Source organism: Halalkalibacterium ligniniphilum, assembly GCF_000334155.1.
GTDB classification, from domain to species: domain Bacteria; phylum Bacillota; class Bacilli; order Bacillales; family Bacillaceae_D; genus Halalkalibacterium; species Halalkalibacterium ligniniphilum.
Genome location: NZ_ANNK01000116.1, coordinates 1 through 11,965, shown reverse-complemented (window position 1 = coordinate 11,965; position 11,965 = coordinate 1). Strand labels below are relative to the sequence as shown.

Sequence of the window (11,965 nt, the reverse complement as noted above, 5' to 3'; positions counted from 1 at the left end):
TCTTTGTTAGAAAAATTGAAAAAGAAAAACCAAAAATAGTCCACTTCGGTGGGCTATATTCTTTCTACGCTTTTTAAACAATCAATTTTGACATATGTATATTCATCATCATCTGTAACAAACTTTATCTGCTTCAATTGCAAATCTACTCGATCTACATACCCCACAAATTCATGATAAGCCCAATTATCCCAATAGATAACACGTACTTCTAAAGTATGGTTTAGTGCATCCATGACCACATAACCGATTTCCTCCAGTTCTTGCTCATCTAGTTCATGCTTTTTCACTTTCTTTTGATCTACTTTCCGTTGACGAATCAGAGCAACATGTTCGGGCAGCATCATTCTAGAGCCTTCCCACTTTTTGTTAGACCCTTTGGTCACTTTTGTAATCCTCATGTAAGTCACGTCCTTAGTGAAGTGTTTTGTTCTCAGTATATACGAATATATGTTCGTGTTTCAACTAGAAAAAAGAGCCTGAATGGCCCTAATCTGGTAATCATTTGTTCACTTGTAAAAATCCAACCCCTGATAATATTGTAGGGGCAACACCGATATCACCAAGCATAATTACCTTGTCCGCGTTCATAAGCTATTACTAGCGTAAAGCGTAGTATTAGCTTTTACTTAGATTTTCCCTCAAGTAGTACCGTCAAAAATCCTCGTTTTTGCTAGTTCCGCTACTATCGATTTCCTCATATAACTCATCAACTTTTACCCCTAAAAGCTTGGCTAATTTAAACAATTTATCGACCCTCGGATGAGCATTACCACCTTTCCATTTTGAAACTTGAGTTTCGGAAACTTCTAATTTTTTTGCAATGAACTTTGTTTGTAATCCTCTTTCGTCAATCCAGTACCCTATTTTGCTTCTTAGCATAATTATCACCCAATTTAATAATTCGGTAGCGATACGGACAAACCTTTTCGAATTTTTCGGAAAAAAATTTTAATTAAAAGTTATAAGCCAAGCAATAGCGCTAATATCCTTTATCAACAAGCTGAAAGGAAGTGGGGATATGAGCAAAAACAAATGGGTGCGGTCCATCAGCTTTAACCGCACCAACCCTGATGACGTTGCGAGACTGAGATTAATTGGCAAGAAGTCATTTTCTAAGTACATCAAACACCTTTTAGATGAAGAGTTAAAGCGCCAAACGGTAACACCAGTCGCTACTACTGAAACCGATACACCACAACAACGAGAAAAGGTACTGCCACCTAAGAAACAACCTGTAGTACGACCGCAACAGCAGCAACCACAGCTTTTCAATCCTATGTTAAGGAGATAGCGACATGTTGCTTGAAGTTATTCTAGGTGGTGCGGTATGGGCAGGGGCTGAGTGTATGAAACGTGGGGTGAATGATAAACAGAAGTTAGATCGCATTTTCAGGAAGTGTGGTCTTTACGTTAAGTACGGCAGCAAAGAGGATACGCCTAAATTAATAAGATCCACAAAAAAAGAAACTCATACGGAATACGTGTACAGAATACCAGAAGGACTGAGCTTTAAAGACTTTGAAAAGAAGAGAGAAGTCATCGAGGATAGTTTGAATAGTAGTGTTAATAGAATTAGCCTGTCAGACTTACGAGGATTCGATACAAAGGGAGATTTTAAGAAACAGATACGAAACATCAAGAAGGATAAAAACAACAAAAAAGAGATAGTCGTGTCTTTTGAGAAAGTCCTAACATTAAAGGTGTTCAACAAACCATTAACAGACTTTCTACCATATAAAAATAACTGCATAGAGTGGCAAATCCCGATTGGCGTCACTCGTACCGACTATATCAAGCATGATTTTGACAAGATCATGCACATGGTCGTAGCTGGTACTACGCGGTACGGCAAGTCTATATTTTTAAAAAATGTCATCACAACGCTGCTTGCCAATCAGCCTAGAAATAGTCTATTTACGCTCATCGATCTCAAAGGTGGCCTGACGTTTAATCGTTATCGACAGTGTCCCCAAGTGCAAAGTATTGCCAGTGAGCCAGCAGAAGCGCTTGAGGTTTTGACAGCGATCAACGAGCAAATGATCGGCGTAATGGACCATCTTAAAACCAATGGATACGAAAATGTCCAGGAGGCTGGCATACCTAACCGCCATTTTGTCGTCGTCGATGAGGGAGCGGAGCTGTCGCCCGGGATTGAAAAGGATAAAGAACTGAGAGCTATAAAAAATCAATGCGAGGTCATCTTATCACGGATAGCAAGGATAGGTGGAGCGCTCGGCTACCGGTTGATATATGCCACACAGACGCCATACTCAGAAGTCTTAAATCACAATATTAAACAAAACTGTGACGCTAAGTTATGCTTCCGGCTGCAGACTGATAAGGCAAGTGAAGTAGTGCTGGGGGAGGGCATTACGGATGCGGGGGATCTACAGCATATCAAAGGCCGTGCTGTTTATCTCACAGATCGAAAACATATCGTCCAGACACCTATGATTACTAACGAATACATCGAGGGAGTGATTAATGATGTTTTATCAAAGAGTGCAAACAGTCGGTAGTATCTCTGATTTTATGTCCGATCCACAACGTGCAGTAAAAAAACTCAACAAAAAAATAGATAGCCGTCACTTGAAAGCGTCTGTTACAACGCTCGCTACAGGAGTAACAGCTATCGCCATCACAAATAAAATGTTTACTAATGTTTATGCTGCTGGGAGCGAAGCTATACCCGTTATGGCGACGCCGGGCGAATTCGTAAAGGGGGCCGCAAAGGAAAAGATCATTGAAGCTTTTATGCCCCTTGTCGATATGATACAGGCACTTAGCTATCCTATTGCTCTTGTCATGCTCACAGGTGGAGCGCTCATGTTTATGATTAATCAAAAGGATAAAGGTATAGGCCTTATACAAAATGCCTCTATCGGTTATATTTTAGTGCAATTAATGCCGTTGATGATGCAGTTATTAGTCGGGATTGGGAATACCGTTTCTTGAAGAGAGAGCTATGATCGCTCTCTCTTTTAACATTAAGACAATCACTCTCTACATATCGTCTATAAAGGGGGTATGCAGAGATGCATGTTAAAATTGCAACCGGAAATTATACTGACAAAAACATCAAGCTTTGCTACGATTACCTTATTAAGCTTTATAAGGAGGAGCGTAACTGTGATCGGCATATATGTGAGAGTTTCGACCGAAGAACAGAGCAAAAAAGGGTACTCGGTCGAGAATCAGAGAGACGAGTGCAAAAAAAAGGCCGGTACGAATGAAGTGCTGGAATACATCGACAAAGGGTACAGCGGAGAGTTTTTGGAGCGTCCGGCCCTTGATAAGCTTAGAAAAGACGTAAAAGAGGGCATCATCACAAAAGTAGTCTGCTACGATCCTGACCGTTTATCTCGCAAGCTAATGAACGCACTTATTATAGATGATGAATTTCGTAAGCGGGGCGTAGAAATGGTTTATGTGAGCGGAGAGTTTGCCCAAACACCAGAGGGGCAGCTTTTTTATTCCATGCGCGGCGCTATTTCTGAGTTTGAAAAAGCGAAGATTAATGAGCGCATGAGCAGCGGCCGGAAACGGAAGGCTCGTGAGGGCAAGGTCGTTAAGAACAACTTCATCTACGGGTACGACTATGATAAAGAAAAAGGAGCATTGTTCATAAATGAAGCCGAAGCATCAACAGTGCGGCTTATTTTTGATTTGTTTACAAAAGCAGATTCCCCGGTTAAAGGAATTAACGGAATCGCCAAGTATTTAACTGATAAAGGTGTGCCGACAAAGCGGGGCGCTGCTGTGTGGCATCGTCAAGTTGTACGACAGATTTTGCTAAACGAGACATATACGGGTGTCTTATATCAAAACAAATGGAATACGGAAGGGATGCTGGCGAACAAATATAAAACTGATGATAAAGTACGGATGAAAAAGCGAGATAAAAAGGAATGGATAGCAACAAAGGTACCGCAAATCATTAGTGAAGAGCAATTCCAATATGCTCAAGATTTAATCAAACAGTCTCGCCGTCGCTGGGCAAAACAAGGAATGAACGAATACTTACTAAGTGGCTTAGTACGCTGCGGTAAATGTAATAATACGATGACTGGCGTCAAACGGAAGAACTGGGGATCGTATAATTTTATGTACACGGACCGAAAAAACTATAGCGGAGCTAAGTTCAGTGGATGCGGGTTGGCGGTACGCTGCGATAAACTAGATCATGTAGTATGGGAAGAAGTCAAAAGGTTACTTGATAACCCTGAAATGTACCAAAACCATAAAGAAGAGAAAGAATCATCCTTTGATACTGAAAGATTGGGAGTAATCGAAAACGAAATTAAAAAGGCGAAGAACGGTCGTAAGAAACTCATGCAACTATTTGCCCTCGATGACATTGATACTGAGGAAATAAAGGAATCAATTGTCGAACTAAAAAGAAAGGAAGAGCAATTAAAGGTAGAATTAGAAGAGTTGAAACAAAGGATAAATGAAATGAAAAGTAGTGAAACGAACCAAGCGATCATTCAGGAGGCTGTTGAATTTTACCTTAAGAATGACATGAGCGACTTCACAACAAGAAAAAACCTTATCAGAACGTTAGTCAAGGAGATCATCGTTGAAGATAAGGAAAATGTCTATATTAAGTTTTTTTAGCGTATATAATGACATTAGGACTGAAATCCTTATGCATCTTAGGGCATTAAAAAAAGTAAAAAAGGATGTGTCCTTGCACGATCCGATTGGAACTGACAAAGAAGGCAATGAAATCACGCTAATCGATGTTCTCCAAGAGGACACGGAAGACATCGCAGAGGCAATTCAGTTAAAAATGGAGAAAAGACAAATTTATGACTACATCGATGTCTTGGATGAGCGGGAGCGTGAAGTGATTGTCAGCCGGTTTGGACTTGATTTCGAAGAGGAGCAGACCCAGCGTGAAATCGCAAAGGAACTAGGGATTTCCAGAAGCTATGTCTCAAGAATTGAAAAGCGCGCACTTATGAAGCTGTTTCATGAGTTTTATAAGCGCACACATGGAAAGGGATGACTAAAAGACTAACCCACTGCAGAGAGGAGTGGGTTTTTTGCTTATTTCTAGAAACACTTGAAGGAAATGAAAAAAACGTATTCCAACTGGAGTAAGAGCGCAATTCCTTTATAAAAGTCAGAGTAAACGGTTACCGACACACAAGGCAATGAAATCACCTTAATTGATGTCTTTGATGATCAGAAACGAGAAGTATTTGTCAGCCGCTTTGCACATGATCTACAAGTGGAACAGACTATATGAAACCGCAAAAGAATTAGTCATTTCTAGAAGCTATGTCTCTGTAGAATTGAAAAGCGCAACCTTACGAAGCAGTTTCATGAGTTTTATAACTTTAAGAAACCCGCTGTGGAGAGCAATGGATATTTGCTGATCTTGTCATTTTAAACTTTTATGAAAAATCAATAATTGTCGATAAGTGTAGAATTGGCACAATTTTGGCACAAAAAAGATAGGGTACTTTGACTTATCTAACGTATGATAGTAAAGAAGATTTCTTATTGAAGGCTCAAATTTTTTTTATAAGTCTTTAAAAGGAATCCATTTTAAACGATTGTCATAGGCAATGAATGACTCGAACAATGGATATACAGTTCAAAGATATCTTTTTAACACAATAAGCTAAAGGGTTTGGGACATATAACGGATGATGATCGACGTAGAGAGGATGAGTTAAATAAATAAAGAGATGAATACGTTAGTAAAGCTATCAGATGAAGAATTACAAACAGCCTATACGATGGCGGTTCAGCTGAAATTAGATGATAGCTTCGTCGAATTTTTAGAAAATGAAATCATTGAAAGAGAGAACAAATAAGCATCCTGCTGGGTGCTTTTTTGTTTATAACCAGGTAAATATGTGTTAATCGATCAGCTTTCTTAATTTAAAAGCAATTCTTCTGTAAATATGAAAAAGCACCCACTGTTCTACTTACAGCGGATGCTTTCTTCTACTCCTTCTTCTTCCAATCCAACGCCTTTGCATCAATGGCTGGCACTAGCCTCTCTTGTGCAGCGCGATTGAGGAGAGTGGTGACGGCTTTGTATCCTTCATCGCCTAAATCTAGGGAGAACTCATTTACGTATAAGTCAATATGTGCTTGTGCCACTTCAGGAGACATTTCCTGGGCATGGCTTAATACATACTCCTGTGATGCCGCCGGTTTTTCCCATGCGTGCTCAACGGATTGACGAATCCAGCCGGCGATACTCTCAACGTCTAATGATTTTTTTGCGATGATTGCCCCAAGTGGAATTGGCAAACCTGTATCGCTTTCCCACCAGCTTCCTAAATCGGTTAAAAGCTGTAACCCATAGGAAGGGTAGGTGAAACGAGCCTCATGAATGACAAGTCCCGCATCGATTTTTCCGTCTCGAACAGCTGGCATGATTTCGTGAAACGGCATGACGATGATTTCGCCTATACTACCAGGTACATGTTGTGCAGCCCATAAACGGAACAGCAGGTAGGCGGTTGAACGTTCACTAGGAACAGCGACACGGCGACCTGTTAATACATTTGGGTCGGCCTTTCCATTCTCACTTTTTTGCGTGAGGATAAGCGGTCCGCATCCTCTTCCTAAAGCGCCTCCGCAGGGCAATAACTTATACTCATCTAAAACCCAAGGTAGCGCTGCATAGGAAATTTTTAAAACATCTAAGTCATTTTGCTTAGCTGCCAAATTGTTCGTAATATCGATATCGGCATAGGTCACGTCAAATGTAGGAGCATTCGGAACGAGCCCGTGTGCTAAAGCATGGAATATAAATGTATCATTTGGACAAGGAGAAAAGGCAATCTTCATTTATAACACCTCCGGTAAATGTGAGCACGCTAATTCAAGCATGTAAAGAGCCTCTTTGATGCGCCAGGAATCTCTGTCGCGCGGCCCAACTTGGTTGGAAATAGCGCGAATTTCTAAAAAAGGTATACCTTGCATGTGGGCTGCAGTTGCTGCACCGTAGCCTTCCATTGCTTCTACCGCAGCTCCTGGTATCCGTGTGGCCAGTTCAGTTGCTGTTTCAGCAGTACCTGTAACCGTTGATACAGTAAGGATCGGACCGGTTGTTACAGGAAGAGCAGCCTTATGTAGTGCGTCGGTCACCTTTGTCGCTAGATAAGTGTCAACCGTTAATTGCGCTGTTCCAAAACCTAGCTCATCTATGCTTGAAAAGCCATCTCTAGTCTCAGCACCAAGATCGGCGGCTACGATTTTATTTGCGACAACAAGAGAACCGGTGTCTGCTCGATTTGGAAATCCGCCACCAATCCCGATGCAAAGAACGAACGAATATGTATTCGTTGCTAAGGCTGTTGCTGTACGAGCAGCAGCGGCAGCAACACCGACACCTGATACAACAACATCAAAACGACTGTTTTCTTTTAATCCCCGTAACACAGCTTCCTTCTCTGCTGTAATAGAGGCTACGACAAGGATTCGCCCGTCATTTGTACGTTTTTTTATTCTCGATTCAACCACAATAAAGACTCCTTTAATGTATGGACAAGAGCAATAAATAAACCATACTATTTTAAGGGAGATTGCCTCTCCCTTACATGTAGTCATTTTACCATATCTTCTATCGATTTTACCTTTAGAAATATCAAGACGGATTTGGATGAAGGCGATTACAGAAGGGATCGTTAATACAAGGAAAAGCTTTTTAGAATGATAGGTTTATCATGGCGATTTGAAAAAATTTACTTGAATCAGTATCTTTTTGTGCAGATTCAGGGTATACTTAAACTAATTATTTTTGATCGTTCTTAGTATAAAGATGGAATTCTTTTTTATAGTTTTCCTCTTGAATGTTATTAATGACAAGAATAGTACTATTATGTGTGAGATTCACACGACAGGAGGAAACACAATGTTAGAAGGCACAGTAAAATGGTTTAACTCAGAAAAAGGTTTTGGATTTATCGAGCGCGAAGAAGGAGACGATGTATTCGTACATTTCTCAGCAATCACTGGCGAGGGTTTTAAATCTCTTGACGAAGGTCAAGCTGTTACATTTGAAATCGTTGAAGGTAACCGCGGACAGCAAGCTGCTAACGTTCAAAAGGCGTAAGCAATCATTTTAACAATGGAAAAAGCACCTAAATTATCAGGTGCTTTTTTCTCTTCTGTATATATTTTCCCTTCTTCAACTAACGCTTACCCGTTTGTTTGAGTACAATACTTGACACACTTCCTGTAACTACCTGATTTGAAAGAATTTTTAGCATAGTAAATTCATTTAGTCATAAGTGGTACATTACTTTGACCTTCATGAGTGGGAGATTACGATTAGGAAAAACCGTTGACGAAGTATAACCTATTTTATTTGCCCCCATTTTTAAATAAAACCCTTCAGCGTTAGGCTCACTATCAAGTGTGAATTCTTTAATATTTAACTCCTTAGCTTTACCTAACAGATCAAGCCACAAAAGTTTTCCAATGCCTTTTCCGATATAATCAGGATCAATAAACAATGCTTCTAACTTTTTATTTTTTACTTCGAAATTATAAAAGGCAACAATCTTATTATCCTTTTCCATCAAATAAACAGGATTTTGTTCAATATATTCACCAGTAACAGTCAAATCATCTTTGCTTCTTTTAAGGAAATCTTTAGAATACCCCCAATAAGATTTAGACTTGTAAGCTAGATTACTCAGGGTATCGCTATCTTTCGGTTTTGCTTTTCTTATTAACATGGATAAAACCTCCTTAAAATGCTACTTTGACTCTTCTCCCCGCTTGTTTAAGTGTGACTTTTCACAATATTTATACATTCTTTATAAATATATTTTAACATAAAATCCCAATTCAAATACTGATATTTTCCTTCTTATTCCTGCGTGGACATAGTAATTATGTGTTTCAGCGGACACCACACGATGGAAATGATGATGTTGAAAAAGTTCCTCCAAGTGCAACAGAGCAAGTTTCCTAAGAGATATCATTTTATGTCCTCGATACCGTCCCCATTCAAGTAAATCAATTTTAGCTTGATTAAATCTTTTTCTTTTATCAGTACTCTACTGTTAATGCTTTTTCTATGGAAAAGGGGACGGAGCTTACAGGATGATAAAGCAAGAACCCTGTCGCTCACACCCTTTCTTTGAAATGGTGAACAGTACCCCATGCGAACTCATTTTCATCTCAGAGGGAAGAGCGAGCCGCTCATGTAGGTTTCTGTGTTTAATGTTCAAAGCATCACAGGATTTCCTCGCACGAATCGCTTGAAAATTGTCTTTTGCAACGAAGAACAGTAATGATAAAATTTAATGGAGATAAATACGAAATCATTCAAAGCGTTACGGAGGACAGCCATGTTTACAAATGAGGAAATAGAGGCGATTTATAATGTTATTCAGCGAAGAAGAGATGTTCGGAGCTTTTTGCCCGATCCAGTTCCTGAAAAGACAATCAATAAAATTTTACATGCAGCACATCATGCACCGTCTGTAGGGTTTAGTCAGCCATGGAATTTCATTTTAATTTCCTCTGATGAAGTGAAGGAACGATTAGCTTGGGCGGCAGATAAAGAAAGAAGAGCACTTGCCATTCATTATGAAGGCGAAAAAGAAACTAAGTTTCTTGGTCTAAAGGTTGAAGGTTTAAAGGAAGCGCCAATTACAATTTGTGTCACGTGTGATCCAACAAGAGGGGGCTCTCATGTATTAGGGAGAAATTCGATCCCTGAGACAGATATTATGTCAACCGCTTGTGCGATTCAAAATATGTGGCTCGCCGCTTGTGCTGAAGGCTTGGCAATGGGCTGGGTGAGCTTTTATAAGAAAAACGACGTTCGTGACATTTTAAACATTCCACCACATATTGACCCAGTTGCCCTCATTTCCATTGGCTATACGGATGATTATCCTGAAAGGCCGATTTTGGAAATGGCTGATTGGGAGAAAAGGCGGGCACTTGATAACCTCATTTTTGAGAACAAATGGGGAAATGAGTCAAAATAGGTAAGCGAATTATGAGCGCACAAGGGAAAAGAGCCACTTCATTTTGGCTGTTCTTTTCCCTTTTTTGATCGTAATCCCTTTTAAATACTTCCCTCCTTTCATTTAACTGACTTTTATCGTGCGGTTATAAAAAAAGAATAGTTCGCATCCAATTGGTAAAAATATGACCAGCATGAAAGGAGTGGATAGAATGGATAAAAAGCAAAGCAACTTTGATGAAGAGTTTGGCACAAGTATTGAAGGAGTCGGTGATTCGGTTGATGAACGAATGTCAAAAAATGAAACAAATGAAACATTGACCAATCGTCAAGGCCACCCAGTAACAGACAATCAAAATATGAGAACGGTTGGTGACCGAGGGCCTACAACTCTTGAGAATTATGATTTTCTTGAAAAAATTAGTCACTTTGACCGTGAACGCATTCCAGAGCGCGTCGTACATGCTCGAGGTGCCGGGGCCCATGGTTATTTTGAAGCATATGGCACATATGGTGACGAACCGATTTCAAATTATACACGAGCAAAGCTCTTTCAAGAAAAGGGGAAGCAAACGCCTGTTTTTGTTCGTTTCTCCTCTGTGATTCATGGAAATCACTCCCCCGAAACCTTGCGTGATCCTCGAGGATTTGCCGTTAAATTTTACACAGAAGATGGAAACTGGGATCTAGTCGGGAATAATTTAAAAATTTTCTTTATCCGTGATGCGTTAAAATTCCCTGATCTGATTCATGCGTTCAAACCAGATCCAGTCACAAATATACAAGATGGTGAACGGATTTTTGACTTTGTTTCTCAGTCACCGGAGGCACTTCATATGATTACCTTTTTGTTTTCACCATGGGGCATCCCAGCTAATTATCGGATGATGCAAGGCTCTGGTGTGAATACGTACAAATGGGTGAACGAAGCCGGTGAAGCAGTGATCGTGAAATATCATTGGGAGCCAAAACAAGGCATTAAAAATTTAACACAGGAAGAAGCAGAAGCGATTCAAGGGAAAAATTTTAACCATGCAAGCCAAGATTTATATGAAGCGATTGAGCGGGGAGATTACCCAGAGTGGGAACTATTTGTTCAAATGATGAGTGACGATGAACACCCAGAATTAGACTTTGACCCATTGGACCCAACAAAGCTTTGGTATAAGGAAGTCGTTCCATGGGTTCCAGTGGGTAAAATGGTTTTGAATAAAAATCCAGAGAATTATTTCGCAGAGGTTGAACAGGCTGCATTTGGAACAGGAGTGCTTGTGGATGGTCTGGACTTCTCTGATGATAAATTATTGCAAGGACGCACCTTTTCTTACTCTGATACTCAAAGGTACCGTGTAGGGCCAAACTATTTGCAATTACCGATTAATGCGCCGAAAAAACGGGTTGCTACCAATCAACGGGATGGTCAAATGGAGTATCGGGTCGATAAAGGATTAAGTCAAAATCCACATGTAAATTACGAGCCGTCGATTCTTGGTGGGTTGAAGGAAGCGTCACAATCAGGAAAAGATCATACACCGTATGTAGAGGGAGAAGTAAAGCGTGCTTCCATTTCCCGTACGAATAATTATGGTCAAGCAGGTGAGACGTATAGAAGGCTGTCTGATTTTGAGCGTAACGAGCTCATAAAAAATCTAGTTAATACCTTAGGCCCATGCCGACAAGAGATTCAGCAACAAATGGTCGAGCATTTTACAAAATGCGATCCAGAATATGGAGAGCGTGTGAAAAGCGGATTGGAAAAGTATTCTTCTCAATCAGACTCACATCGAAATCCGATGGGTGCTACAGAAGGAGAAAAAGCAGTCAATCGCGCTGAAGATGTGAGCCATTCTTCAGACCCATATTAATTTAGAATAAATTTAAACTATGAGTTATCAGAAGTCTCTTATTAAAAGAGGCTGGGACATAACGAACGTGTTTGATTGAAAATGCGAACTATGCACAACCTTAGCGAATGCTATGCATCAACGATCATTACGTTCGGATTTC

The 11,965-nt window shown here is 40.1% G+C and carries 13 protein-coding genes and 1 pseudogene; 9 read left to right on the top strand and 5 right to left on the bottom strand.

Going from position 1 to position 11,965, the window contains the following annotated elements:
* Nucleotides 1-53: 53 nt before the first annotated feature.
* A complete protein-coding gene (locus BLT_RS22025) occupies nt 54-347 on the bottom strand; it encodes a YolD-like family protein (protein WP_081599674.1) in 294 nt (97 codons plus the stop codon).
* Nucleotides 348-654: 307 nt separating this feature from the next.
* Nucleotides 655-882 carry a helix-turn-helix domain-containing protein gene (locus BLT_RS0114350; RefSeq protein WP_017728468.1) on the bottom strand — a complete coding sequence of 76 codons (228 nt, stop codon included), beginning with the start codon at nt 880-882 and terminating at the stop codon, nt 655-657.
* A gap of 139 nt (nt 883-1,021) precedes the next feature.
* Here BLT_RS0114350 and BLT_RS0114345 point away from each other — a divergent pair, with 139 nt between their 5' ends.
* The 6 genes and pseudogenes from BLT_RS0114345 to sda all read left to right on the top strand — a co-directional run bounded on the left by BLT_RS0114345 (nt 1,022) and on the right by sda (nt 5,831).
* Nucleotides 1,022-1,294: a hypothetical protein gene (locus BLT_RS0114345; RefSeq protein ID WP_017728467.1), complete on the top strand. Its 273-nt coding sequence runs from the start codon at nt 1,022-1,024 to the stop codon at nt 1,292-1,294.
* A 4-nt stretch (nt 1,295-1,298) separates the two neighbouring features.
* A complete protein-coding gene (locus tag BLT_RS0114340; protein ID WP_017728466.1) occupies nt 1,299-2,522 on the top strand; it encodes an FtsK/SpoIIIE domain-containing protein in 1,224 nt (407 codons plus the stop codon).
* On the top strand, nt 2,491-2,958 hold the full coding sequence (locus BLT_RS0114335) for a hypothetical protein (protein ID WP_017728465.1): 468 nt from the start codon (nt 2,491-2,493) through the stop codon (nt 2,956-2,958). The genes BLT_RS0114340 and BLT_RS0114335 overlap by 32 nt, the downstream gene beginning before the upstream one ends.
* A 174-nt stretch (nt 2,959-3,132) precedes the next feature.
* Nucleotides 3,133-4,620, top strand: coding sequence for a recombinase family protein (locus tag BLT_RS0114330; RefSeq protein WP_017728464.1), 1,488 nt, complete (start codon nt 3,133-3,135; stop codon nt 4,618-4,620).
* A gap of 13 nt (nt 4,621-4,633) precedes the next feature.
* Nucleotides 4,634-5,014 (top strand): annotated as a pseudogene (locus BLT_RS22020) (sigma-70 family RNA polymerase sigma factor); the annotation flags it as partial.
* Between the two features lie 688 nt (nt 5,015-5,702).
* Nucleotides 5,703-5,831: a sporulation histidine kinase inhibitor Sda gene (gene sda, locus BLT_RS23255; protein ID WP_017728462.1), complete on the top strand. Its 129-nt coding sequence runs from the start codon at nt 5,703-5,705 to the stop codon at nt 5,829-5,831.
* A 133-nt stretch (nt 5,832-5,964) separates the two neighbouring features.
* Here the strand turns inward: sda and BLT_RS0114315 are convergent, their stop codons facing one another.
* Both BLT_RS0114315 and BLT_RS0114310 read right to left on the bottom strand, forming a co-directional pair.
* Nucleotides 5,965-6,819 carry a 1,4-dihydroxy-6-naphthoate synthase gene (locus BLT_RS0114315; RefSeq protein WP_017728461.1) on the bottom strand — a complete coding sequence of 285 codons (855 nt, stop codon included), beginning with the start codon at nt 6,817-6,819 and terminating at the stop codon, nt 5,965-5,967.
* Entirely contained in the window at nt 6,820-7,494 is a 675-nt protein-coding gene (locus tag BLT_RS0114310) for a futalosine hydrolase (RefSeq protein ID WP_017728460.1), read from the bottom strand.
* 391 nt (nt 7,495-7,885) lie between these two features.
* On the opposite strand from BLT_RS0114310, the gene BLT_RS0114305 reads away from it, so the two are divergent.
* Nucleotides 7,886-8,086, top strand: a complete 201-nt coding sequence (locus tag BLT_RS0114305; protein WP_017728459.1) for a cold-shock protein — start codon at nt 7,886-7,888, stop codon at nt 8,084-8,086.
* A 172-nt stretch (nt 8,087-8,258) separates the two neighbouring features.
* Here BLT_RS0114305 and BLT_RS0114300 read toward each other — a convergent pair whose 3' ends face one another.
* Entirely contained in the window at nt 8,259-8,714 is a 456-nt protein-coding gene (locus tag BLT_RS0114300) for a GNAT family N-acetyltransferase (protein ID WP_017728458.1), read from the bottom strand.
* Nucleotides 8,715-9,332: 618 nt separating this feature from the next.
* On the opposite strand from BLT_RS0114300, the gene bluB reads away from it, so the two are divergent.
* Both bluB and katX read left to right on the top strand, forming a co-directional pair.
* Nucleotides 9,333-9,980: a 5,6-dimethylbenzimidazole synthase gene (bluB, locus tag BLT_RS0114295; protein ID WP_017728457.1), complete on the top strand. Its 648-nt coding sequence runs from the start codon at nt 9,333-9,335 to the stop codon at nt 9,978-9,980.
* A 268-nt stretch (nt 9,981-10,248) separates the two neighbouring features.
* Nucleotides 10,249-11,823, top strand: a complete 1,575-nt coding sequence (gene katX / locus BLT_RS0114290; RefSeq protein WP_394295516.1) for a catalase KatX — start codon at nt 10,249-10,251, stop codon at nt 11,821-11,823.
* Nucleotides 11,824-11,965 lie beyond the last annotated feature (142 nt).